Here is a 24,402-nt window from a genome sequence, read left to right as displayed (position 1 = left end):
TATGAAAATAGGATTTACAGCAGATTCATCATCAGGATTAGCTTATGCACCATTTAGTTCAAAGGCTTTAATTACAAAAACTCAAATACATTTTGGTGAAGAAACACTTACCGATGGTGTTGATATAACTGCAGATCAATTTTATGACAAGCTTGAAGCATCTTCATTTATACCTTCAACATCTGCACCAACACTTGGTGAAGTGATTGAACAAGTTGAAAACCTTAAAAAAGAAGGTTGTACAGATGTCATTCATTTGCCGATATCTACAAATCTGTCAACATATGGTAAAAACTTAAAAGAACTTGTTGAACCACATATTGAAGGTATTAACTTTCATGTTTTGGATACTAAGACTGCAACTTTGATGCAAGGTTATCTCGTTCATTTAGCAGAACATCTTGCAGAAATGGGTTATAGTGTTGAACAAATCTTTGAAACCATATTAAGGGTTAGAGAAGGTTTGAATGCTTATTTTATTGTTGATGATCTTAAATACTTAATTAAGAATGGCAGATTATCTGCACTTTCTGGTACAATCGGCATACTTGCAAAAATTAAACCAATTTTACATCTTTCGGAAGATGGTAAAATAACCACTAAAGAAAAGGTAAGAGTACATAGTAAGGCAATTTTACGTATGCTAGAACTCGTTAAAAATGAAGTTTCAACAAAAAAACATGTCACTTATATTGTGCTTCACACAAATCGATTAGATGATGCTTTAAAACTTGCAAAAGAAATCAGAGAAACTGAGTCTAATGTAGATGAAGTTTTAGTTTCAACCATTACACCAACTGTTGGTGCACATATTGGATCAAAAATACTTGGATTAGGATATATCATTAAGGACGGCTTTGAAAACATTTTTGAATCATTTAAACTTCTTTAAGGAAGTTAAAGAACAACTTGAATCAAACAAAAAAGATGTTTACTTCATTGTAAGTTCTTTAATGCAATATTTAGAAAAAAAACATTTACTTGAAAAACATTACATCGAAAAGATGCGTGAGTTTGTTAAAATTGAATCGAATAAAGATATGATTAAAGATCAAAGTATTGAAACACTACTGATGTTACTAACTGTTATTTATCGTACAGATTATATGTCACCAGATAATGACACTTACATTATGTATGAAAGAAATGGTATGATACCTAAAATTTTAGACACTTTAATTGAAAAAATAGAAGAACTTGTATAATATATAAAAAGGAAAGGAAGTACATATTGTGTTTCAATATAACTGGCAAAAACGCGTCGTTGCAGCATCTCTTTTTATTTCATTATTTGCATTCCTGTTAATTGGATATTTAACAGATACATGGCATCCAACTTGGTTAGTTTTCTTATTTGTTCCACTTGCACCATTCATCGTGGGATTAAAGAAATTCAAGTTTACTTTTCCAATTGCTATGGTTATCGCTTATGTAACAATTAGTACATTTACTGGTTGGTGGGATAAAGCATGGATTGTCTTTTTATTAATTCCTATTTACCAAATTTTATTTGGACCAAGCTTTAGTGATTCTGTTAAGAAGACAATTAAAAAATCAACTGTTTACACAGTAAACATGGATGATGACGTTCAAGAATAAGATTTAAATTGACACACTCTAATAGAGTGTGTTTTTTTATCCCTTGAAATATGGTAATGTTTCCACATCCTTGAAAGGTTCAAATCTTATCATTCTACAAGCGCTTACATATATAATATGTCTGTATTAAAGTTTATAGGGAGGGTATATGAAAAAATTAGGCATATTTTTTATAACGGCATTATTGGCGTTACTTTTAGTGGCCTGTGGGGAAGAAGTACCGCAGAAAGAAAGCTTAACGGTCTATTTTTATAGTCCCGATAGTTCAAACGTTGTTTTACAACTTGCTGAAAGTGCAGATATTACTTTAGAAGCACATGAAAGACAAGATTGGTATAAGGCAACAATTACACTCGATTCACTTGAAGGACTTGATTTAGATCTAGTCTTTAAAGTTGCAAGTCTGACTGTAAATTACGATTTATCAAATACAACTGGCATTTACTTTAGTCTAAAGGGACAATATACATCATTTGACGATGCTGAAGCAGCACATTTAGAAACAGAAGGTACAAGAGTTCATTTCTTAAACTCTAATAATTGGCTTTCTATTTATGCATATGCATTTTTAGAAGATGATTCAAGACCTTTAGGTGATTGGCCAGGGACGAATGCAGTCTTAGATGTTGAACATTTAGGTGATGGTTGGTTCTATGTTGATGTTGAAATTGACGCGGATGAAATGCCGTTTACGATCATCTTTAATGATGGTACAGGTGGAATGGGTCGTCAAACTGGAGATATATATATTTCAAGTACTTTCGCAACATTTGTAACAATGAATGGTGAAGGTAGTCCATATGCATCTAGAGAAGATGCAGTTAATGGTTTACCAAATCAACCAGATCCTGTGAATTTAACTGTTTACTATTTAGATGCAACAACTCAATGGGGCAATTTACATGCTTATACATTTAATCCAGAAATGCTAGGTACTTGGCCTGGTATGCCAATGACAAGTGATGGTGGTGACTGGTTTAAGATTTCACTCTTAAATGCAAATCTACCACTTAATATTATCTTTAATAAAGGTACAGGTGGTACAGGTAACCAAACAGCTGAATTAGTTCTAAATTCTTTAACAGATGTTTATTTCTATAATGGTACATGGTATCCATCTAAACAAGCTGCTGAAGCTGCAATTGTAGCACCAGCAGAAACTAAAACAGTCACTGTTTATTTCTACAATAGTGATAACTGGACCGAAGTACATGCTTGGGGTTGGAGTACTGCTGGTGATATTTATACTACTTGGCCAGGACCACAAGCAACTGCAGTTAATGGAAAAGCAGGTTGGTTCCAAGTAGATGCAGAAATTCCAGTAACGATCAATGAATTTGGATTCTTATTTAACAATGGTTTAAGTGGTAGTGATGAAAGAAAGACTCCAGATGTTTTAATCACTGAAACAAATCGTTATGTTACCTTATCAGGAGAAGTCTTTGATTCTTTTGAAGCTGCACAAGAAATGCCTGAGGATCCAGAAGAACCTGAAGAACCTGTTGAAGAAGATAGGACTTTAGTTTACTTCTTCAACCAAGATGGTTGGGATAAGGTATTTGTCTGGGCTTGGCGTGATTCAGTAAATGCTTATCAAGCATGGCCTGGTGTTGAAATCTTTGCAGCAGAAGGTATGGAAGGTTGGTTTGTTGCTGAAATACCTTTCGATAAGGCTGAAGCACCATTTAATGTGATTTTCAATAATGGACTTTCTAATGACTTAGGTCGTCAAACGGTTACTTTAGAAATTAAAGATAATTTAATTTATGCAAATTTAACAAGTGTGTTCGCAACTAAGGAAGCAGCTGAAGAAGCAGTTATTGAACCGTTAGAAGTTGATGTGTATTACTTCAATCATGCATCTTCATGGGAAGAAGTCTATCTTTATACATTTAGTCCACAACTTACTGGTAATTGGCCAGGTACTGAAATGGAAGATTTAGGTGATGGTTGGTTTAAACTTCCTGTTACTGATGTCTTAGCATTACCATTAAATGTTATTTTCAATAACAATTCTGGTGAACAAACACAAAATCTAGAATTACTTGATGAAACTAATGTTTATTTCTTTGATGGTACTTGGTACGAATCTATGGAATTAGCAGAAGCTGCTATGCCAGAAGAACCAGTTGAAGTGGAAGAAGATTCAACAACAGTTTATTTCTTAAATACATTAGATTGGGAAGAAGTATATGTATGGGCATGGCGTAATACAACAAATGCGTATGAAGCTTGGCCAGGTGTGAAAGTTGAAAAACTTGATGAAAGTGACATTTGGTATGTTGTTGATATTCCATTTGACTCTGGAAATGCACCTTTTAATGTGATTTTCAGTAATGGTATTGATGCACAAAGTCAAGAACATACTGTCACTGAGGTTCATTTATATGCAACCCCACTAGCCATTTATACAACTTTTGAAGATACTGAGGTTGAACTTGAAACTGAGACACCAACAATTGTTTACTTCTATGATGCTGTCGGTTGGGATCATATCTATGTTTGGGTATGGAGAGGTTTTGATAATCCATTTCCAAATTGGCCTGGCGAAGAAGCAACACCATTAGAAGGTGAACCAGGTTGGTACTATATCGAAGTTCCGTATAGTCTGGAATTTGGATCATTTGGAATTGTGTTCCATAATAATTTAACTGAACAATCTGGTGATTATCAAGTTGCAGAAGACAAATTATACGCAACAAAATTTGGTATCTATGAATCAATGGAGGCTGCATTACTTTCTTTAGAAGAAGACGAAGAACCAGGTGATGAGGAACCAACAACATCAACAATTTATTTTTATAATTCTTTAGCTTGGGAAGAAGTTTATGTTTGGGCATGGACAACTAATGGGAATCTATTTCAAAATTGGCCAGGTATCTTAATGACTGAAGATTTAGAAAATGAAGGTTGGTTCTATATTGAAGTTGATCATGATACTGAACTTGAAGCATTAAGTCTTTTATTCATAAATGGGATTGGTAATCAAACACTCGATTCAAATACTCAAAATGGGCTTTATTTCACTATTAATAGAGGTTTTGAGACACGTGAAGAAGCAGAAACTAGTATGTTAAACTTTGAACCTACAACAACTATCTATGTTTATAATTCAGAAGCATATGAATCTATTTATATATATTCTTGGACAGTAACACCGAATACAAATAATTTAGGTAACTGGCCGGGTACACAAATGGTTGCAGTAGAAGAAAAAGAAGGATGGTTCATGATCGTGATTCCTATCGCTGTTGAATACCGTCCAATTAATTTCATTATTCACAATGGTAGTGGTTCACAAACATCAGACCTTGAAATCTTTACTAGAAACAATTTATACTTCACACTACAAGGTGAAGCTTATTCAAGTTTTGAAGCAGTAGAAGCTTTATTTGATTGATCATTTCATTCAAAACAGGTACTTATTTTAAGTGCCTGTTTTTCTTTATTACATGATACTGATATATAATAAGGATGAGGTGATTCTTATGAACTTACAACAAATTGCAGAAATGATAGGTAAAATCAACTCAAACCTATATGAAGTATTCCCAATCAGTTTTGAACAAATTGAAGAACGTGTCATTAAAGTGACATTTGAAGATTATGATTTTATTTTGTGTGATAATGTAACTGAAACAAGATTTAGATTTATTTTTACGGATTATGTTGGAAAGATTGATGACTTTAGAGATTTCTTTGATAGTATTTTAGGAAACAATGTTGATCTTTGTGACACATCAGATTTTCTAACACTATCAGTTACAGAAGCGACTAAAGTATTTCAAGCAGTATTTAAATAAAAATCAAGTAAATGAAAAACCCCATCCTGATTTGGATGGGGTTATTTGTTAAATAAACTTATGAATATCTTTATATGCAACGATTGGATTTCTTGCAGCTTTGGCTTCATCTAAACGACGAACCACTGTATTGTGAGGTGCAGATTTTAGATTTTCAGGATCATCAATTGCTTCTTTAGCAATAGATTTTAAAGCATCAATAAATTTATCCAGTGTTTCTTTACTTTCAGCTTCTGTTGGTTCAATCATCATGGATTGAGAGAAGATGAGTGGGAAATAAATTGTTGGTGCATGCATACCGTAGTCTAGAAGACGTTTCGCAATATCAAGTGTTTTAACACCTGTTGATTGGTCAATTAAGCCATCAAAGACGAATTCATGCATTGCATGTCCTTCGATTGGAAGTTTATAATAATCTTTTAAACTTTCCTTAATATAATTGGCATTTAGTGTTGCAAGTTTACCAATCATTTTAAGATTTTCAATACCTAATGTTCTAATATAAACATAAGCTCTTAAATATACGGATGCATTTCCATAGAATGCAGAAAGTGCACCGATTGAAGTTTCTGGTTGATGGAATTTGAAACCAGAAGTTGTTTTTTCAACGACTGGTCCTGGTAAGAATTCTTTTAAGAAGGCCTTAACACCAACTGGACCGGAACCTGGTCCACCACCACCATGAGGTGTTGAAAATGTTTTATGTAAGTTTAAGTGTGTAATGTCAAAGCCCATGTCTCCTGGACGAGATACACCAAGGAGTGCATTAAGGTTAGCACCATCATAATAAACTAAACCACCAGCTTCGTGTACAAGTTTTGAAATTTCAACGATGTCTTTTTCAAATACACCGGCTGTATTAGGATTTGTTAGCATGAGACCAGCAACATTTGCATTTAAAACTTCTTTTAATGCATCAATATTTACTGTACCATCTGGATGTGATTTGATTTCAATCACATCAAATCCACACACAGTTGCAGAGGCTGGGTTAGTACCATGTGCACTATCAGGGACGATAATTAATTTACGTTTAGAATCATTTCTAAGTTCATGATATTTTTTAATAATCATTAAACCTGCAAGTTCACCATGTGCACCAGCATAGGTGTTTAATGAATATGCATCCATCCCAGTTAACTCAGATAAGTATCTTGCAAGGTCAAAGTATATTTCTAAGAAACCTTGAGAAACCTCATTTGGTTGAAGTGGATGGACATTTGCAAAACCAGGAAGGCCAGCAAGTTCATCGTTTAATTTAGGATTGTACTTCATTGTACATGAGCCAAGTGGATAAAATCCTGATTCAATCCCAAAGTTCTTTAATGAAACATTGGTATAGTGTCTAACAACTTCTAATTCTGAAACTTCAGGGAGTTCCGCTTTTTGTTCTCTTAAGAGTGATGCATCGAGTTTAACAGAAGGGAATTGATTTTTTGGAAGGTTGTGACCAACACGACCTTGTTTAGTGATTTCAAAAATTAAAGTATCATAGTATCTCATTTGAATTCACCTACAACTTTCACAAATTGATCAATCTCATCTTTAGTTCTTTTTTCTGTAACTGCAAATAAATATTTACCATCACCTAAATATTGTGGACCAAGATAACCTTTTTCAATTAAATACGTGTCAAAGTCTTTTGGATCAATTTTAGATTCAAGTACGAATTCTTTATAGTGTGTTTGATTATTCGATTTTGTAAATAAACCAGTTTTTACAAGTTCAGCTTCTAAATAGTATGCGCCATCTAAAGATAATCTTGCTAAATCAATAAAGCCTTCTTTGCCCATAGAAGATAGATAAATTGCTACAGATAGAGCCATTAAAGATTGATTTGAACAAATATTTGAGTTAGCTTTTGCACGTCTAATATGTTGTTCACGAGCTTGTAGAGTTAACACAAATGCACGTTTACCGTCTTGGTCTGTTGTAATACCACAAATACGTCCTGGCATTTTTCTAAGTAGTGGTGTTTTAGCTGCTAAGAAACCAATATAAGCACCACCAAATGATAATGGTACACCAAGTGATTGTAAATCACCACATGCAATATCCGCACCAAGGTTACCTGGTGTATTAAATAGTGCAAGTGATGTAATTTCAGTATTCATAATGAAAAGTGATCCTTCAGCATGGATCGTATCTGAAATACCATTTAAATGTTCAATATTCCCATATACATTTGGTGATTGAACTAAAACTGCAGCTGAGTCTTTAGATAGTTCAGCTAATTTAGAGAAATCTGTTAAACCATCTTTTTCAGGTAGTGGAACAAAATCTAAATCACGGTAATGTCCATAAGTTTTTACAACTTCAATTGTTCTTGGATGTATTAAAGATGAATAAACAATCTTCTTTTTACCGGTATGTGAAATCGCCATCAGAATTGCTTCAGCTGTTGCGGTAGGACCATCATACATTGAAGCATTTGTTACATCCATACCTGTAATCTCACAAATCATGGATTGATATTCAAAGATATATTGAAGTGTACCTTGAGAAACCTCAGGTTGATATGGTGTATATGATGTAATAAACTCTTGACGAGAAGTTAATGCTTTAATGATTGAAGGTGTATAAACATCATATGCACCATAACCTCTAAAAATAGTTAATGTTTTATTATTAGCAGCAATTTCATTTAAGAGTTTTGTAACTTCTAAATCAGATAATTGATTTGGAACATCATATTTACCTTGATATTGAAGTTTTTTTGGTATTTTTTCAAATAATTCATCAAGCGAACCGACACCGATGGCATCAAGCATTTGCTTGATATCACCTTCAGTGTGTGGCAGATATTTATGCATAGTTTATCCCCTTTAAATATTAGAGTGTTGCTTCGTATTGTGTAACATCAAGTAATGAATTAAGTTCTGATAAGTCTGATAATTCAATTTCTACGATCCAGTTATTAAATGGATCTTCATTAACAAGCTCTGGTTTAGTTACTAATGCTTCATTTACTGCAACAACTGTACCAGATGCTGGTAAATAAAGGTCGGACGCTGATTTGACTGATTCAACTGCACCAAAGACAGCTTCCTTTTTAAATGTTTGACCTACCTTTGGTAAATCAAAGAAGACAATATCACCTAAGTGCATTGCAGCATAAGATGAAATACCAACTTTAGCTTTGTTACCTTCTACATATAACCATTCATGGCTTGATAAATATTTAACATCGTGTTTGTTCATAGTTTTAATTCTCCTTAAACCTTATTTTTCTTTTCAATAAATTTTTTATTTCTAACAACTGCAGGAATCATCTTGTTTCTTATTGAAACATAGATGTTCGTTCCAATTTTAGCATAGTTACTGTCAATTAACGCCATTGCTATTGGAAGATTTGTACTTGGAGATAAATAACCGGTTGTAATTCTTCCAATTTCAGTTTCACCTGCAAACACAGGGTAGCCTTGACGTGGTACATTTCTTTCTAAAAGTTCTAACCCAACAACTTTACGTTTGATGTTGTCTTTTAAAACTGTAAGTGCAGCTTTTCCAACAAAATCTTCTTTTGTTAAATCAACTGCAAAGGTTAAACCTGCTTCGAATGGATTGATTGTATTATCGATTTCATGTCCATAAAGTGGCATGGCGGCTTCAAAGCGAAGGGTATCTCGACATCCAAGTCCACATGGTGTAATACCTAGGTTATAGAACTTGTCCCAAAGATTTAATATTTCTTCATTAGAACCATAGATTTCAAATCCATCTTCACCAGTATAACCACTGCGTGAAATTAAGAGATAACCATCTTCATAAGGGAATGAGCCAAAGTCACCAGAATGTTCAGGTAAAGATTTAAAGAGTTTTGAAAGTGTGTCGAAACTCTTAGGACCTTGAACTGCAATTTCGCCAAAGTCATTTGATCTATTTTCTACAGTAATATCGAAACCATTTGTATATTTTAAAATGTGTTCAAAATCTTTATCTGTATTAGAAGCATTTACGACAAGTAAGATTTTATCTTCACTAAATGGATAAACCATTAAATCATCAACAATTGTTCCGTTTTCATAAAGTAAAAAGCCGTACTGCATTTTATTTGAAACAACAATGTTGCTAGATAATATATAATTTGCAAATTTAAGTGCATCTTTACCTTTAATGAGTATTTCACCCATGTGAGAGACATCAAACATACCAACTTCATTTCTGATAGTGTGATGTTCAATAGGAATTGTTGTGTAATAAAGTGGCATTAAAAAACCACCGAATTCAACAATGGTTGCACCAACAGATTGGTGTTTTTCATATAGGATTGTTTTTTTAAGTTCGCTCATAGTATATTCCCTCTTTCTTTCCATTATATACGATAGTATATGTTTTAACCATTCTAATGTTTATATCATGATAAAATAAGTTAAGAGGTGCAGACTTTGAAACATTATTTCGTCTTTTCTGACATCCATGGCAATCTTAAACCACTTGTTGATGCACTTGATCAAAAAGGGTTTGACTTAGAGAATGAAAATCATATTCTTATATCCTTAGGTGATAACTTTGATAGAGGAATTGAAAATATAGATGTCCTTGGATTTTTAAAATATTTTAATCGTTTAAATAGATTAATCATGATTAGAGGGAATCATGATGATTTTTTACTTGATTTCCTAACAGGTAAAAGTGACGGTTTATTTAATATTAAGCACAATGGATTAGGTAATACATTAAGAGAATTTAGTGATCCGAATGCGAAAACAATCGAAGAAATTAGAGATTCTATAAATAGAAGATATCCATTTTTAATTGAATTACTTGAAAGTATGGTACCAAAATTCGAACTAGGTAAATATGAATTCATTCATGCTGGATATGAATATTCAAATGAAAAAGATTGGTATATTTATAACTTCGCAAATACACCATACTTTATTAAATACTTTAAACCTTATGACAAAACATATGTTTTTGGGCACTTTCATGTACAAGCTTTAAACTATTATGAACTCGGTAAAGAATCAGATGAACCATTTAGAAAAAAAGGGTTCATCGGAGTAGATGCAAAAACTATCATCACTAAAAAAGTAAATGTCTTAGTCTTTGATGAAAATGGAAATGAAATTGAAGGAGGACTTAAAAATGGCAATTGATTTTAAAAAAAGTTTATAAAGATCAATATCAACCTAAACAAGAACCAATGATCATAGAAATTCCTAAAATAAATTACTTAACTGTTAAAGGTAAGGGGAACCCTAATAGTGAACAAGGAGACTATGCTAAGGCAGTCGAATTACTCTATGGTGTTGCCTATACTTTAAAGATGAGTGAAAAAGGTGAGTACAAAATTCCAAACTTTGAAACCTATGTCGTACCACCATTAGAAGGTTTTTGGTGGATTGAAGGCTTAAAAGGTGTTGATTATGATCGCTATGATGAGTTTCAATTCATATCACTTTTAAGACTGCCAGACTTTATTAGAAAAGAAGATGTCAGTTGGGCTATTGAAACGATTAATAAAAAGAAAAAAACTAAGGATTATGAAAAAGTACAGTTTTTCACATATGATGAAAGACTTTGTGTACAAATGTTGCATGTTGGTCCATATCAAGATGAACCAAAAACTGTTGAAATCATGCATGTTTATCTGAAAGATAAAGGATATCAAGTAGACATCAGTGATGAAAGATATCACCATGAGATTTACATATCAGACCCAAGAAAAACTGACAGTGTAAGTTTAAAAACTGTCTTAAGACATCCAATTAAGAAAAATTGAGTATAAAAAAGAGGAATTCAATTTAGATTTCCTCTTTTTATTTAATACATAAATTATTCTTTTGAAATTAATGATTTACCAGTCATTGCTGCAGGTTGTGGGATACCAAGTAAATCAAGTAATGTTGGTGCAACATCGCATAGAGCACCGTGATTTACATTAATACCTTTCTTAGTAACGACAACTGGAACTAAGTTTGTTGTATGTGCAGTATGTGGTTTACCTTCTGCATCTAACATTTGTTCAGCATTACCATGGTCTGCAAGAACAATTGTAACACCATTTAATTCTTTAGTAATAACATCAACTACTTTACCCATGCATTCAACAGTAACTTCAACAGCTTTTTTAGTTGCTTCAATTGAACCTGTGTGACCTACCATGTCAGGGTTTGCAAAGTTTAGAATCATAGTTTGATATTTACCAGTTCTAAGTTCTGCAATAACTTTTTCTGTTAATTCATAAGCTGACATTTCAGGTTTTAAGTCATAAGTTGCAACTTTTGGAGATTCAACTAGAATTCTTGTTGAATGTGCAAGTGGAACTTCTTTACCACCATCAAAGAAGAATGTAACGTGTGCATATTTTTCAGTTTCAGCTGCTCTAATTTGATTTAAACCAGCTTTTTCAATCACTTCACCATAAAGATTTTCAAATGTTTGAAGTTCATATGCTAAAGGACCTTTAACAGTTTCTTTATAATGCATCATTGAAACTAAGAAAATATTTTTTGGAGCTTTTGATACATCAAGTAATGGTTTACCTTCTGTATATAATTCTTTAGTTGCAGCAGGATTTGATAATGCTGTTGCCATACGGATTGCACGGTCAGGACGGAAGTTCATGAAGATCACTGCATCATTATCTTCAATTAAACCAGCTTTGTTTACAACAAATGGTTTGATGAATTCATCTTGAACACCAGCTGCATAAGACATTTTAATACCTTCTAATGCATCATCAATCACTGGAGCATTTCCTAATGTCATTGCATCAAATGCAAGTTGAATACGATCCCAGTTATTATCTCTATCCATTGCATAGAAACGACCAGAAACTGTTGCTACATTATAACCATAATCAACTAATGATTTTAAGTATTCGTAACCACCTTCTTGAGGTGTGTCACGACCATCCATAAATGCATGTAAGTAAGTTCTGTCTAAAACACCTTGTTGTTTAGCAAATTCATACATTGCTTTAAAATGTTCTAAGTGTGAGTGTACACCACCATCTGATACTAATCCCATGATGTGTAATTTTGAATTATTTTTCTTTGCATAAGCAACTGCTTGTAAAAATGCTTCATTTGTAAAGAATGAACCATCTTTAATCGCAACATTAATTCTTGATAATGATTGCCAAACAATGCGACCTGCACCTAAATTTAAGTGGCCAACTTCACTATTACCCATTTGACCTTCTGGTAAGCCAACTGCTTCACCAGATGCAACAAGTGTGTTGTTTGGATATTCTTTTAATAAATTGTCTAAATATGCTTTATCAGCTAATTCAACTGAATTACCTTTAGATGCTGGAGCAAGTCCTAGTCCATCCATAATAATTAAAGCTGCAAATTTTTCTGCCATAAAATAAATACCTCTTTTCTTATTCCGTAGTTATTATACATCAAATCATGTGATAAAATCATAGAATTCTATCATTGAAAATGTATTCATTATAATATTGTTTGATATCACATAGTCTTCATGTTAAAATATCATTACAAAACTTAATCATCTTCGGGGCGAGGCGTAATTCCTCACCGGCAGTTAAAGTCTGCGAGCAAAGTTATTTGCAGGATCCTGTGAAATTCAGGAACCGACAGTATAGTCTGGATGGGAGAAGAAAGTGGTCACTTTATTTTTAAGTGTCATTTTAGATCTTTTTTCATCGCCCACATATGTAGGCGATTTTTTATTGAAAGGAGTGAGTGTGATGAGTTTTGAAAGTGTTATTGAGTTTTTAAAGCAAAACATAAGAGTTGTTGAAGTTGTATCAATTATCTTATTGATCATTTTAATTGGTTTCTTAGTCGTTGCTGCAATTAGATTTGAAGGTAAGAATGGTAAAGAGACGAAACCAATTAAAAAAATGGTGGCACTCTCAATGCTTGCTGCTTTATCAGTTGTACTTTACTATTATGTGAAGTTTCCATTAGCAGGACTGATTCAAACCATTCCTAGTTTTTTAGATATCCATTTTAGTAATGTACCTATTTATATTGGTGGATATTTATTTGGACCATTTAGTGGAACAATTATTGCGATTATTCGTTTTATTGTTAAACTTCCTGGTTCATCTACATTAGGTGTAGGTGAACTTGCTGATCTAATCATTGGTGTTGTAACTGTTATTATTTCATCTATGATTTATCATAAAAAGAATAGTCTATCCAATAAAATTTGGTCAGCTGTATCAATTCCAGTTATTTGGACAATCATTGGTGTTGTATCAAATTGGTTGGTCATTCTACCATTTTATATTGGTTTATATGACTTTGAGACAATTCTTGCGATGTTAATAGTCATACCTGGAATTAATGAATCAAATTATATGGTCATGTATTTACTTTATGCAATCTTACCGTTTAATTTGATACTGTCCATCATGGTAAGTATCATTACTTTCTTATTAAACAAACGTTTAATGATCATTTACGAAAAGTTATAATACCAATTGAAAACGTTTCAACTATGAAACATAGTGTGATTGTATTAGTTTTCATTTGAAATAAAGTGAATATGCTGTATAATATATACGGTCTATTTAAACAAATAAATTAAAATTTATAAGGAGAACAAACATGCCATTTATTACAAGTATTTATGCAAGAGAAGTTCTTGACTCACGTGGTAACCCAACTGTTGAAGTTGAAGTTGTTACTGAATCAGGTGCATTCGGTAGAGCATTAGTACCATCAGGAGCTTCAACTGGTGAACACGAAGCTGTTGAATTAAGAGACGGAGACAAAGGCCGTTATTTAGGTAAAGGTGTCTTAAAAGCAGTTGCTAACGTTAACGACATCATCGGACCTGCTTTATTAGGCGAATCAGTATTAGATCAAGTTTCAATTGATAAGAAAATGATCGCTTTAGACGGAACTAAAAATAAAGGTAAATTAGGAGCAAACGCAATCTTAGGTGTTTCAATCGCTGTTGCTAAAGCTGCTGCTGATTTATTAGGCTTAGAATTATATCAATATCTTGGTGGATTCAATGCTAAACAATTACCAGTACCAATGATGAACATTGTAAACGGTGGTGCACACTCAGATGCTCCAATCGATTTCCAAGAATTCATGATTTATCCAGTAGGTGCTTCATCATTCAAAGAAGCTATCCGTTGGGGTGCTGAAGTATTCCATAACTTAAAATCAATTTTAAAGAAAAAAGGTTTAGTAACTGCAGTTGGTGACGAAGGTGGTTTCGCTCCAAACCTTTCATCTAATGAAGATACAATCGAAAACATTTTACAAGCTATCAAAAATGCTGGTTATGAACCAGGTAAAGATATTTGGTTAGGTTTCGACGTTGCAGCTTCTGAATTCTTTGATGATGAAAAGAATAAATATGTATTCAAGAAATCAACAAAACAAGAATTCACTTCAGCTGAATTAGTTGAATACTATGCAGGACTTGTTGCTAAATACCCAATCATCTCAATTGAAGATGGTATGGATGAAAACGACTGGGCTGGATGGAAGATGTTAACTGACAAATTAGGTGACAAGATCCAATTAGTTGGTGATGATCTATTTGTTACAAACACTGAATATTTAGCTAAAGGCATTGCAACTGGTACAGCTAACTCAATCTTAATCAAAGTTAACCAAATCGGTACTTTAACTGAAACATTTGATGCGATTGAAATGGCTAAACGTGCTGGTTACACAGCTGTTGTATCACACCGTTCAGGTGAAACAGAAGATACAACAATTGCTGACATCGCAGTTGCTACAAATGCTGGTCAAATTAAGACTGGTTCAGCATCACGTACAGACCGTGTTGCTAAGTACAACCAATTAATCAGAATCGAAGATCAATTAGGTGATACTGCTCAATACTTAGGTATTAAATCATTCTACAATTTAAAAAAATAAATTGAAGTAAAAACTAAGCCTTTCATTTCAAACTGAAAGGCTTTTTTTAAGGTTTGATTGGTAACATCTTTATCTATGATAAAATGAAAGAAACGAGGAATAAAGATAATGGAACTTAAACAATTTATAGCATGGTATTTTAAACAGAATAAACAAACTATTACAATTGATGAAATGAAGGATAGTTTTGGTGACGAGTTGGAAAAGTTAGTTCCCACTTTAACTCAGTATTTTGACGTTAATCAAAAAGGTGTTACTTTAAAACACAAATATAAATTAGGTATTGTACAAGTTAAAAAACATGCTGCATTTCTTTTACAAAAAGATGGTGATATGCGCATTGATTTATATGATTTAAATGGAGCTATGGACAATGACCTGGTTTTAGTGAATCACTTTGCATATGATCCATATGTTGTTGACATCATTCAATCGAGTTTAACACAGGTTATCGCAATCGTTCGTAAATCAACAAAGTTTATCCGTTTTGATGCAACCAATATAAAAGATAAACTGATCATGGTTAAAGAATATCCAGACTATTTAGTCGATGGTCATGTTATCATGCTTAAAGTAGATGAAATTTCTCAAACTAAAATCTTTACAACATTTGTTGAAGTGATTGGTCATCAAAACGACCCTGATATTGAAATTGTTAAAATTATCAATGAATATGGTTGGCCACATACATTCAGTAAAGAAATCTTAAATGAGATTGCATCAATCAAAGTCGATGAAACGTATGAGACCAAGACACGTCGTGATTTAAGAGAAGAACTGATTGTAACCATTGACGGTGAAGATGCGAAAGACTTAGATGATGCGGTAAGTTATCAAAAGTTAGATAACGGGAACATTAAAATTGGTGTTCATATTGCAGATGTATCTTATTTTGTAAAAGAAGGCAGTGCACTTGATCAAGAAGCATATCGTCGTGCAACATCTGTTTATTTAGCAGATAGAGTGATACCGATGTTACCACATAGTTTATCTAATGACTTATGTAGTTTAAACCCACATGAAGCTAAATATACAATTTCATGTGAAATGGTTTTAAATGATGCAATGGAAGTTGTTTCATATGAGATATTTCCATCAATCATTGAATCTAAATTTAGATTAACTTATACCAAGGTGAATGCTTTAATCAAAGAAAACATTTCACTTGGTGATGAAGCACTAGACACTATGATTGTAAGACTTAATGAAGTTGCACAAAAACTAAAAATGGTTCGTTCAAAACGTGGTGCAATTGATTTTGAATCAAGCGAATTAAAATTTGAAGTTGACATTGAAGGCAGAGTCTTATCTGTTAAAGAAAGAAAGACTGAAGAAGCAGAAGGATTAATTGAATCTTTTATGATTCTAGCCAACGAAGTTGTTGCAACTCACTTCCATAAGAATGACTTACCAGGTATTTATAGAGTTCATGAAAAACCAGATACTGTTAAACTTGAAATGGCTTTAGAAAGCCTTCGTAAGATCGGGTTTCCTGCAGATAAAAAAGAAAAATCAACTGCAACCATGCTACAAAGATTAACCAAAGGTGCACTTGAAACAAAGTATCAATATATTGTGCATATGATTCTTCTACGTAGTATGCAAAAAGCTAAGTATGATCCAAATCCAATCGGACACTTTGGACTGGGTAGTGAATTCTATTCACACTTTACATCACCAATTAGACGATATCCAGATTTATTATTTCACCGTATGATAAGAAATCTGATGTTTAATGGTTTATCTGATAAAAAGTTAGTAAAAGAAATTAAACATTTTGAAGATTTACTTCCAGAATATAGTGAACATACATCTATTCAAGAACGTATCGCAATCGATATGGAGCGTGATGTTACTAAACTTAAGTCATGTGAGTATATGAGTCAATTTGTTGGTGACGTATTTGATTGTGTCATCACACAGTTCTCACCAGCTGGTTTTTATGTAAAACTTACAAACGGCATTGAAGGCTTTGTTCATATTAAGAACGTGAATGAGTATTTAATGTTTGATGAAGAGAAATTACTCTTCTATAGTGAATCAGGTAAGAAGTATCGTTTAGGTGATCAATTAAAGGTTAAACTCTTAGCTGTTGATATGGTTGAACACAAAATTGACTTTACATTGAATGAGAAACGCATTCAAAAAAATCAGGGTCAAAAAATAAATTTTAAATCAAGTAAGAAAAAAGATTTAAAACAAGTTTTTACAACAACTAAAAAGAAACAAAAAAACAAATCAAAAACTAAAAAAAGAAATAAGTAACAAGGATAATTTGATACTTATTTCATGTTACAATAGATTAAGTAATCTATAAAAGGAAGTATTATCTTGAAAGTCATCTCAACAAATAAACGTGCAACATTTGAATATCACATTGAACAAAAATTTACAGCCGGTATCCAACTTCAAGGTAGTGAAGTTAAAAGTATTCGCGCAGGTAAAGTTTCAATTAATGAAGCCTATGTGATGATTAGAAATAGTGAAGCTTTTGTTTTAAATATGCATATTGCTAAATTTGAAGCATCTTCAATTTTTAACCATGAAGAAACGAGAACGAGAAAACTACTTTTAAACCGCAGTGAAATTAATAAACTGATCGGTCTTAAAGATCGTGGAGGTTATACAATTATTCCACTTCAAGTTCAGTTACATCAAGGTTTAATTAAGTTAGAAATTGCAGTTGCTAAGGGTAAGAAACTCTTTGACAAGCGAGATTCGATTAAAGAACGTGATTTGGAACGTGAAAAGCGACAAGAACTCAAAAGTAAAAATCGTTATTAATTAATAAAAAATTTAAAACTTAAAACGACAATAAAGGGGTAGAAGATTCAATGGGTAAACTTAAAATTGGTTTAATGCTTGGTGGTGGTGGTGCTAAAGGTGCATACCAACTTGGTGTCATTAAAGCATTAGAAGAAGCTAATCTTTTAAAACAGATTAAATCAATCTCAGGAACTTCGATTGGTGCCATTAATACGATGTTATTAATGTCAAAAAAGAACCATAAGCATATGGAAACCATTTGGGATGACCTAGATGCTGATAATGTCTTTGGCGTTAAAATGAATGTCTTTTCTAAAGATTCTAGAATGTATTCGGTAGAACCTTTAACTAATAAGTTATTAGAAAAGATAAATATGAAGCAAGTTAGAAAGTCTAAATATCAAGGCTATGCAACTGCAGCACTGATGTATTCTAAAACATCAATGACACATCAAATCAATACTGATACCATGGAAAAGAAAGTTTTCCATTTAAATAAAATGATGGATCCATATAAAGCAGTTTTAGCATCTGCATCCATACCAGTGATTTTTGGTCCGACTAAAATCGATGATTTCTTTTATGTTGATGGTGGGATTTTAGACAATTACCCTGTTGAACCTTTAATTAATGATGGTTGTAATTTAATTTTATCGATTCCACTGGATTATAAGTTTAATCCATATCTTTATGATCATACAGATATTAATATCATTGATTTCACACCAGGTGAAGTCTTTGAGAAAAGTTTTATTACAGATAACCTTGAAATGTTAAATTTCAATAAAACATATAAAGATGAAAAAGCTTTACTAGGCTATACTGCAGGTAAAATGGTTATCAATAAAATGTATGAAGAGGGTATCATTAAATCATTTTGGAAATTTAATTTCTTTAAAAAATCAAATGAATTTAAAGTCATTAAATTAACACCAGAAGATGAACTTAAATTAAAAGATTTAAAGTTACAAACTAAAAAAGAATTAAAAAAATTACAAAAAGAGATGAAGAAAAAAGCTAAAAAGCAGAAGAGAGGAAATGAAGAATGACAATTGAATTAGATATTATTCGTTTTATACAAGGCATGCGTTCAGGCTTTGTAGATGCAGTTATGCAAGCAATCACTCAACTTGGTGATCAGTTCGCATTTATTGCAGTTGCACTTGTTATTTACTGGTTTGTTAATAAAAAGAGTGCTTTTAAACTTGTATTTGTATTTATTTTCTCAAGTATTGTTAATGAAGGCTTAAAAGCTTTGATTCAAAGACCAAGACCATTTAAAGAAGATCCGGCACTTGGTGTAGGTGAAGAAACACACGGGTATTCATTCCCATCTGGACATGCACAAAATACTGCAGTGATTTCAACTGTGCTTTATCAAGAATACGGTAAAGCAAACAAATGGTTGAAATGGGTATTACTTGCAGCAATGATTTTAGTACCTTTTACAAGAGTTTATTTAGGTCAACACTATCCAAGTGATGTCATTATTGGTTTAGTCTTAGGTATTTCTGTAGCATTCTTAATTGGACGAGTTGTTGAACTGATGAAAGACAGAGAACATATCTACGGTTTACTTGTCTTAATTCCACTTGTACTAGGTGTACTTGCTATTCAAATCTTTACAGCACCACATTATGATGATGTAAAAACTATGTTTGTTGCAGCTGGTGGATTAACTGGTTTCATGTTAGGTTATGTATTAGATAAATTTAAGATTATGTATGATGAAAAACCACAAGGTATTAAAATCCTTTGGAGAGCACTTGTTGGTTTAGCTGGAGTTTTAATCCTTTATGTTGGTTTATCTGCAATCTTTGATTTAATTGCTGAAGATAATGTATATCTTGATTTTATTCGTTATGCAGCAATTGGATTCTTTGGTTCAGCTGGTTCAATGTTTATCTTTAAAAAATTGAAAGTGTAAAGTTTGATGGTTTTTTTAAAAAAGTTTGATGATTTAACAAATATAGAACTTCTTGAAATTATGCAATTAAGACAAGAAGTCTTTATGGTTGAACAAGCAATCATTGAAACAGATATTGATGTATATGATCAGGTATGTTTACATGCATTTATTAAAAAAGATGGACATATTGTTTCATACGCAAGACTAGTGGATAAACATGATCAACTTTATATTGGTCGAGTAGTAACAAAAAAAGCCTATAGAAATCAAGGCTTTTCAACTGAAATCATGAAGTATTTTATTGAAAGAAATGACGTACTAGCAGTCAGTGCACAAGTTCAAGTCATACCTTTTTATAAAAAACTAGGTTTTAAAGAAGTTGGAAAGAAATATAAAGAAGCAGGCATACCACATCAAAAAATGGTCTTTATTAAATAGTATCCGTAGCTTAACTGGATAAAGCATTCCCCTCCGAAGGGAAAGATTGCCGGTTCAAGTCCGGTCGGATACACATTATTAAAATAAAAAAAGATAACAATATCAATTATGGAAAGAACTTCTTAATTGGTATTTTTTTAATTGAACCTATTTGGTGGGTAATGAAAGTTTAAAATTCAAAATATATCATGTTATAATGAATACAATAATAGTGAGGATAAAATATGATTGTATATTCTAATACCAAAAGAGAATTTATTAAAGATGTAATTAATAACCAGATAGCTGACAAAATTCAACATAAATTTTTAGAAAACAGCACCTATGTTAATTTCAATAATGAATTTTCTGCATGGACAAATTCGATGCAGTTTATGAGAAATTTACTAGATCATGACAGTTTTTCAGATGATGCATTGGTTGCGATAGAATATCAAATTCCTAGAACATCAAAAAGAGTAGATTTTATTATTTGTGGATCTAATAATTCAAAGAAAGATAATATAGTAGTTATTGAATTAAAACAGTGGACTAAACTTGAAAAAGTTGATGATGAAAGTAAACATACTGTTAAAACATATACAGGAAATGCAAATCGATATGTCTCCCATCCATCCTATCAAGCCTATTCCTATTCAACTAGCATCAAAAACGCATCAATGGTAATTCAAGAAGAAGATATAACTATTATTCCAACTGCTTATCTACATAATTATGAAAGAACATATTATGAAGATCTGACCGATGATATATATCAAACTTGGATTAAAGAAGCTCCAGTTTTTATAAAAGATGAAATGCTAAAATTGCGTGAGTTTCTATCAAAATTTGTATGTAATAAACCAAGTGATCAAAAACTATTATACAAAATTGAAAGTGGTGCTATCCGACCATCAAAAGCGCTACAAGATGCTATAAAATCCGTACTACAAGGTAAAAAAGAATTTTTATTGTTGGATGATCAAGTTGTGGCGTTTGACTCAGTGTTGTCTAACATGGCAAAATGTCTACAAGATGGTAAAAAAAGAACAGTTATAATTCAAGGTGGACCTGGTACTGGGAAATCAGTATTAGCAATAAATCTTTTAAAAGAATTAATTGATAGAGGATTATTTGCGAGTTATGTGACTAAAAACAGTGCACCAAGAGAAGCGTTTTTAAAGTTGTTAGGTAAAGATGATTTAAAATTAGGAGTAAGTATCAAGTCTATTTTTAGATCACCATTCAATTTAAGTAAAGCACCAGAAAATGCTTATAAATGTTTAATTGTTGATGAGGCTCATCGATTAGTAAAAAAAATGTATGGTGATTTTACTGGTCAAAATCAAGTTAGAGAATGCATAAATGCAAGTTTATTAACAGTGTTTTTAATTGATGAAGATCAAAGAATAACAACGAAAGACATCGGTTCAGTTGATGAAATTAAAAAACATGCTCACGAATTAAATAGTCAAGTTATAATGAGCGAAAATTTAATATTAAAATCTCAATTTCGATGTAATGGAAGTGATGCCTATATTCAATTAGTTAATAATTTATTACAAGCAGAAGAATATATTGATATAGACATTAAAGATTTGGATTATGAAGTAAAAGTCTTCGATGATCCATCAGAAATGAAAAATGCCCTTAAATTGATAAACGAAACACCTAAACATTTTAACAAAGTTCGAATGGTTGCTGGATATTGCTATGATTGGAATGTTAAGTTTAATCGTGGAATGTGGGATATTATTATTGGGGACTTTAAGGCTCAATGGAATCTTGATAATGATAAAACTTGGGCTATAAGTCAAAATTCATTTGATCAAGTTGGATGTATTCACACAGCTCAAGGGTTAGAATTTGATTATGTGGGTGTAATTATAGGTAAAGATTTAGTTTTCAGAGATGGTATAGTATTAACTGATAGAACAAAAATATCTAATGATGACAAATCTTCAGGTATAAAATCTACAGATGAAAATACAGCAAGAAAACTAATCCTCAATACATATAAAACTTTACTTACAAGAGGTCAAAAAGGTTGCTATATTTATTGTGAAGATGAAAATCTTAGAGAACATTTTAAAAATATAATTAAACAAGCACAAGAGGTTTGATTATGAAAGAAATAATTGCAGAGTTATTAAAATTTCGAGATGAAAGAAATTGGAAGCAATTTCATACTCCTGAGAATTTAGCAAAATCAATTATTATTGAGGCTTCTGAATTACTAGAAAATTTTCAATGGGGTAGTGAAAAAGTAGATGTTGAAAATGTGAAAGATGAGTTGGCTGACATCATAGCATACTGTATTTATCTATGTCATGAGTATGATTTTAATATTAATGAGATACTACAAAAGAAGATAATTAAAAATAAAGAAAAATATCCAATTGATAAATCATTTGGTAAATCAGATAAATATACAAAATTATAAGTTGATTTTGTTTTTGATGAAAAGAAGAGAGTAATAATATCCGATTCAATTTTCTATAAATTGAAATGTTCGGTTAAGGTCATTAATAATGATAGTGAAATTAGAGGAGAAATCTAATGGATTATAGTCAGGAAATTAAAAAACTAATCATTGATGCATCTGCGTGCACTAATAAACCATTAATAGAACAAGATTTTTATATTATTCATCAACCAGTAAAGCATAAACCATTATCACTACCAAATGATAAAATGGCTGTCTATACATTTGTATACAAAGGTATCTTTTTGAAAATTGGTCAAGCAAATGTTAAAAGTAAAGCTAGGTATCAAAGTCATCCATATAATATTGGAAGTGCAAGAAGTACACTTGCCCAAAGTTTATTAAACGATACGACAATGAATGGTTTAGTAAACAAAAACAACGTTAATCAATGGATAAAAGATAATTGTGAAAGATTTGATGTTATCATAGATGCTAAACATAAAAAAGAGGTTTTAAATTTTATAGAAGGATTATTACATTATAAATAGAACCCTAAATATGAGGGTAATAAATAGGTTGCAACATAAATAACTCAGAATAAAAAAAACGCTAGAATTTACTCTAGCGTTTTTGTGTATCTATCTTTTTCTAATGAAATTTAGTAAGACAATAAGTACTACAGCACCTAATATAGATGTGAAGAACCCAGTCCAACTTAAATCAGTTGTTGTAAAATCTGAAAAACCACTACCAGCCCATCCAGCTAAGAATGAACCAAGGATACCAACGATGATATCTCCTAATAATCCTCTTTTATCCTTTAAAATCCATCCTGCGATCGCACCAGCTGCTGCACCAAAGATTAACCATAAAATTAAATTTAACACTAATTAATCCTCCTTTTATAATTTAATTTTAACGCAATAACCATTTAATTGATGGTAATATGTATTTGCAAGGAAGGTTTTTAAGGAAGATTTAATACTTTAAGAATAAAAAAATATGAGCAGTTTGATTAAAACTACTCACATTACAATGGGTTGTTAAATACTTTATATTTATATATTGATTTAATCTTCTAGACCGTATATTGATTCGTCAAAAGTAATTGTGATAGTTAAGATATTTTCTTCGAATAATTTTAAAGATCCAATTATAGACTTTAATGTTTCATATGTTTCAATATCTTTTGGAGCCATATCATCTTGGTAAGCATAAGTTATTGTATATTCAGACACAAATTGTGATTCTACTTGTTTTGTTTCAACATATTGAACATCAAATAGAAGATATTCAGCTAATGTTTCATCTTCAATTTGAATAGAGATTTGTACTTTAGAATAGTCTGCATCAGGATGATTAATATCCACACTAGGTAAATGACTTAGATAGAGTGTATAAACATATTTACTCATTTCATCTTCAGCATCAAAACTAAATCCAGGTTGATCTTGAACTTCACCATCAAATGTTAAAACTAACTCAGCTGTGATTTCACCAAGTGTGTTTGGGTCTTCAATGATAATATCAATATCTGTATTGGAAGTTTTTTGTGTATTAAACATAAAGATTGCATAAGCGGTTGCTATTGTAAGTAGAATAGCAGCAATTGCTAATATGAAAAGAGCTTTATTTTTCATGAATTTTTGA

At 31.8% G+C, this 24,402-nt stretch carries 24 protein-coding genes, 1 tRNA gene and 1 riboswitch; of the genes, 18 read left to right on the top strand and 7 right to left on the bottom strand.

Translation table 11 applies throughout. The features are described 5' to 3' along the window. Position 1 precedes the first annotated feature (1 nt). From JV173_RS03800 to JV173_RS03780, 5 genes are all read left to right on the top strand, one after another. A complete protein-coding gene (locus JV173_RS03800; protein WP_205734964.1) occupies positions 2–892 on the top strand; it encodes a DegV family protein in 891 nt (296 codons plus the stop codon). Continuing rightward, entirely contained in the window at positions 870–1,205 is a 336-nt protein-coding gene (locus JV173_RS03795) for a hypothetical protein (RefSeq protein WP_205734963.1), read from the top strand. The genes JV173_RS03800 and JV173_RS03795 overlap by 23 nt, the downstream gene beginning before the upstream one ends. Positions 1,206–1,233: 28 nt before the next feature. After that, positions 1,234–1,599 carry a hypothetical protein gene (locus JV173_RS03790; RefSeq protein ID WP_205734962.1) on the top strand — a complete coding sequence of 122 codons (366 nt, stop codon included), beginning with the start codon at positions 1,234–1,236 and terminating at the stop codon, positions 1,597–1,599. Positions 1,600–1,747: 148 nt separating this feature from the next. Further along, positions 1,748–4,999: a starch-binding protein gene (locus JV173_RS03785; RefSeq protein ID WP_205734961.1), complete on the top strand. Its 3,252-nt coding sequence runs from the start codon at positions 1,748–1,750 to the stop codon at positions 4,997–4,999. Positions 5,000–5,087: 88 nt separating this feature from the next. Then, complete coding sequence (locus tag JV173_RS03780) at positions 5,088–5,402, top strand: hypothetical protein (protein ID WP_205734960.1); 315 nt, start codon at positions 5,088–5,090, stop codon at positions 5,400–5,402. A 48-nt stretch (positions 5,403–5,450) separates the two neighbouring features. Here JV173_RS03780 and gcvPB read toward each other — a convergent pair whose 3' ends face one another. From gcvPB to gcvT, 4 genes are read right to left on the bottom strand one after another with little or no spacing between them, the layout of a single operon-like run. Then, positions 5,451–6,905, bottom strand: a complete 1,455-nt coding sequence (gene gcvPB / locus JV173_RS03775) for an aminomethyl-transferring glycine dehydrogenase subunit GcvPB (protein WP_205734959.1) — start codon at positions 6,903–6,905, stop codon at positions 5,451–5,453. Beyond that, on the bottom strand, positions 6,902–8,215 hold the full coding sequence (gcvPA, locus tag JV173_RS03770) for an aminomethyl-transferring glycine dehydrogenase subunit GcvPA (RefSeq protein ID WP_205734958.1): 1,314 nt from the start codon (positions 8,213–8,215) through the stop codon (positions 6,902–6,904). Before gcvPA ends, gcvPB begins: the two co-directional genes overlap by 4 nt. A 19-nt stretch (positions 8,216–8,234) precedes the next feature. Beyond that, positions 8,235–8,603 carry a glycine cleavage system protein GcvH gene (gene gcvH / locus JV173_RS03765; RefSeq protein WP_205734957.1) on the bottom strand — a complete coding sequence of 123 codons (369 nt, stop codon included), beginning with the start codon at positions 8,601–8,603 and terminating at the stop codon, positions 8,235–8,237. Positions 8,604–8,617: 14 nt separating this feature from the next. Continuing rightward, the gene (gene gcvT, locus JV173_RS03760) at positions 8,618–9,694 is read right to left on the bottom strand and encodes a glycine cleavage system aminomethyltransferase GcvT (RefSeq protein WP_205734956.1); all 1,077 of its coding nucleotides are present in this window, start codon (positions 9,692–9,694) and stop codon (positions 8,618–8,620) included. A gap of 96 nt (positions 9,695–9,790) precedes the next feature. Between gcvT and JV173_RS03755 the strand changes: the two genes are divergently transcribed. Together JV173_RS03755 and JV173_RS03750 are read left to right on the top strand one after the other, a co-directional pair. After that, on the top strand, positions 9,791–10,504 hold the full coding sequence (locus tag JV173_RS03755) for a metallophosphoesterase (RefSeq protein ID WP_205734955.1): 714 nt from the start codon (positions 9,791–9,793) through the stop codon (positions 10,502–10,504). After that, complete coding sequence (locus JV173_RS03750) at positions 10,501–11,130, top strand: GyrI-like domain-containing protein (protein ID WP_205734954.1); 630 nt, start codon at positions 10,501–10,503, stop codon at positions 11,128–11,130. The genes JV173_RS03755 and JV173_RS03750 overlap by 4 nt, the downstream gene beginning before the upstream one ends. 53 nt (positions 11,131–11,183) lie before the next feature. Here JV173_RS03750 and gpmI read toward each other — a convergent pair whose 3' ends face one another. Beyond that, a complete protein-coding gene (gpmI, locus tag JV173_RS03745) occupies positions 11,184–12,719 on the bottom strand; it encodes a 2,3-bisphosphoglycerate-independent phosphoglycerate mutase (RefSeq protein WP_205734953.1) in 1,536 nt (511 codons plus the stop codon). A 145-nt stretch (positions 12,720–12,864) separates the two neighbouring features. Beyond that, positions 12,865–12,984, top strand: a riboswitch (FMN riboswitch). Between the two features lie 84 nt (positions 12,985–13,068). On the opposite strand from gpmI, the gene JV173_RS03740 reads away from it, so the two are divergent. The 11 genes from JV173_RS03740 to JV173_RS03690 all read left to right on the top strand — a co-directional run bounded on the left by JV173_RS03740 (position 13,069) and on the right by JV173_RS03690 (position 23,300). Continuing rightward, on the top strand, positions 13,069–13,803 hold the full coding sequence (locus JV173_RS03740) for an ECF transporter S component (RefSeq protein ID WP_205734952.1): 735 nt from the start codon (positions 13,069–13,071) through the stop codon (positions 13,801–13,803). Between the two features lie 133 nt (positions 13,804–13,936). Beyond that, positions 13,937–15,232 carry a phosphopyruvate hydratase gene (gene eno / locus JV173_RS03735; protein ID WP_205734951.1) on the top strand — a complete coding sequence of 432 codons (1,296 nt, stop codon included), beginning with the start codon at positions 13,937–13,939 and terminating at the stop codon, positions 15,230–15,232. 108 nt (positions 15,233–15,340) lie between these two features. Then, positions 15,341–17,497, top strand: coding sequence for a ribonuclease R (rnr, locus tag JV173_RS03730; RefSeq protein ID WP_205734950.1), 2,157 nt, complete (start codon positions 15,341–15,343; stop codon positions 17,495–17,497). A 66-nt stretch (positions 17,498–17,563) separates the two neighbouring features. Then, positions 17,564–18,016, top strand: a complete 453-nt coding sequence (gene smpB / locus JV173_RS03725) for an SsrA-binding protein SmpB (RefSeq protein WP_205734949.1) — start codon at positions 17,564–17,566, stop codon at positions 18,014–18,016. A 50-nt stretch (positions 18,017–18,066) separates the two neighbouring features. Next, entirely contained in the window at positions 18,067–19,047 is a 981-nt protein-coding gene (locus tag JV173_RS03720; protein WP_205734948.1) for a patatin-like phospholipase family protein, read from the top strand. After that, positions 19,044–19,925 carry a phosphatase PAP2 family protein gene (locus JV173_RS03715; RefSeq protein WP_205734947.1) on the top strand — a complete coding sequence of 294 codons (882 nt, stop codon included), beginning with the start codon at positions 19,044–19,046 and terminating at the stop codon, positions 19,923–19,925. Before JV173_RS03720 ends, JV173_RS03715 begins: the two co-directional genes overlap by 4 nt. Before the next feature lie 6 nt (positions 19,926–19,931). Beyond that, positions 19,932–20,345: a GNAT family N-acetyltransferase gene (locus JV173_RS03710; RefSeq protein ID WP_205734946.1), complete on the top strand. Its 414-nt coding sequence runs from the start codon at positions 19,932–19,934 to the stop codon at positions 20,343–20,345. After that, a tRNA-Arg gene (locus JV173_RS03705) sits at positions 20,345–20,418 on the top strand. The genes JV173_RS03710 and JV173_RS03705 overlap by 1 nt, the downstream gene beginning before the upstream one ends. Before the next feature lie 151 nt (positions 20,419–20,569). After that, positions 20,570–22,447, top strand: coding sequence for a DUF2075 domain-containing protein (locus JV173_RS03700; RefSeq protein WP_205734945.1), 1,878 nt, complete (start codon positions 20,570–20,572; stop codon positions 22,445–22,447). A gap of 2 nt (positions 22,448–22,449) precedes the next feature. Beyond that, complete coding sequence (locus JV173_RS03695; protein ID WP_205734944.1) at positions 22,450–22,767, top strand: nucleotide pyrophosphohydrolase; 318 nt, start codon at positions 22,450–22,452, stop codon at positions 22,765–22,767. Positions 22,768–22,883: 116 nt separating this feature from the next. Beyond that, on the top strand, positions 22,884–23,300 hold the full coding sequence (locus tag JV173_RS03690) for a hypothetical protein (RefSeq protein ID WP_205734943.1): 417 nt from the start codon (positions 22,884–22,886) through the stop codon (positions 23,298–23,300). 90 nt (positions 23,301–23,390) lie between these two features. Here JV173_RS03690 and JV173_RS07150 read toward each other — a convergent pair whose 3' ends face one another. Together JV173_RS07150 and JV173_RS03680 are read right to left on the bottom strand one after the other, a co-directional pair. Further along, positions 23,391–23,639, bottom strand: a complete 249-nt coding sequence (locus tag JV173_RS07150; protein WP_205734942.1) for a GlsB/YeaQ/YmgE family stress response membrane protein — start codon at positions 23,637–23,639, stop codon at positions 23,391–23,393. A gap of 183 nt (positions 23,640–23,822) precedes the next feature. Beyond that, on the bottom strand, positions 23,823–24,392 hold the full coding sequence (locus tag JV173_RS03680) for a hypothetical protein (protein ID WP_205734941.1): 570 nt from the start codon (positions 24,390–24,392) through the stop codon (positions 23,823–23,825). Positions 24,393–24,402 lie beyond the last annotated feature (10 nt).

This window comes from Acholeplasma equirhinis (assembly GCF_017052655.1).
In the GTDB taxonomy this organism is placed as follows: Bacteria; Bacillota_I; Bacilli_A; order Acholeplasmatales; family Acholeplasmataceae; genus Acholeplasma; species Acholeplasma equirhinis.
Note: the sequence above shows the minus strand (reverse complement) of the source record. Positions and strands in the feature narration are given on the sequence as shown.

What these genes read in the sequence shown, in the direction of transcription:
- gcvPB (WP_205734959.1), bottom strand. Translation starts at nt 6,905, where the DNA reads ATGAGATACTATGATACTTTAATTTTTGAAATCACTAAACAAGGTCGT.
- JV173_RS03785 (WP_205734961.1), top strand. Translation starts at nt 1,748, where the DNA reads ATGAAAAAATTAGGCATATTTTTTATAACGGCATTATTGGCGTTACTT.
- JV173_RS03740 (WP_205734952.1), top strand. Translation starts at nt 13,069, where the DNA reads ATGAGTTTTGAAAGTGTTATTGAGTTTTTAAAGCAAAACATAAGAGTT.
- gcvT (WP_205734956.1), bottom strand. Translation starts at nt 9,694, where the DNA reads ATGAGCGAACTTAAAAAAACAATCCTATATGAAAAACACCAATCTGTT.
- JV173_RS03695 (WP_205734944.1), top strand. Translation starts at nt 22,450, where the DNA reads ATGAAAGAAATAATTGCAGAGTTATTAAAATTTCGAGATGAAAGAAAT.
- gcvH (WP_205734957.1), bottom strand. Translation starts at nt 8,603, where the DNA reads ATGAACAAACACGATGTTAAATATTTATCAAGCCATGAATGGTTATAT.
- JV173_RS03690 (WP_205734943.1), top strand. Translation starts at nt 22,884, where the DNA reads ATGGATTATAGTCAGGAAATTAAAAAACTAATCATTGATGCATCTGCG.
- eno (WP_205734951.1), top strand. Translation starts at nt 13,937, where the DNA reads ATGCCATTTATTACAAGTATTTATGCAAGAGAAGTTCTTGACTCACGT.
- JV173_RS03700 (WP_205734945.1), top strand. Translation starts at nt 20,570, where the DNA reads ATGATTGTATATTCTAATACCAAAAGAGAATTTATTAAAGATGTAATT.
- JV173_RS03800 (WP_205734964.1), top strand. Translation starts at nt 2, where the DNA reads ATGAAAATAGGATTTACAGCAGATTCATCATCAGGATTAGCTTATGCA.
- JV173_RS03710 (WP_205734946.1), top strand. Translation starts at nt 19,932, where the DNA reads ATGGTTTTTTTAAAAAAGTTTGATGATTTAACAAATATAGAACTTCTT.
- gcvPA (WP_205734958.1), bottom strand. Translation starts at nt 8,215, where the DNA reads ATGCATAAATATCTGCCACACACTGAAGGTGATATCAAGCAAATGCTT.
- JV173_RS03715 (WP_205734947.1), top strand. Translation starts at nt 19,044, where the DNA reads ATGACAATTGAATTAGATATTATTCGTTTTATACAAGGCATGCGTTCA.
- JV173_RS03780 (WP_205734960.1), top strand. Translation starts at nt 5,088, where the DNA reads ATGAACTTACAACAAATTGCAGAAATGATAGGTAAAATCAACTCAAAC.
- JV173_RS03720 (WP_205734948.1), top strand. Translation starts at nt 18,067, where the DNA reads ATGGGTAAACTTAAAATTGGTTTAATGCTTGGTGGTGGTGGTGCTAAA.
- gpmI (WP_205734953.1), bottom strand. Translation starts at nt 12,719, where the DNA reads ATGGCAGAAAAATTTGCAGCTTTAATTATTATGGATGGACTAGGACTT.
- rnr (WP_205734950.1), top strand. Translation starts at nt 15,341, where the DNA reads ATGGAACTTAAACAATTTATAGCATGGTATTTTAAACAGAATAAACAA.
- JV173_RS03680 (WP_205734941.1), bottom strand. Translation starts at nt 24,392, where the DNA reads ATGAAAAATAAAGCTCTTTTCATATTAGCAATTGCTGCTATTCTACTT.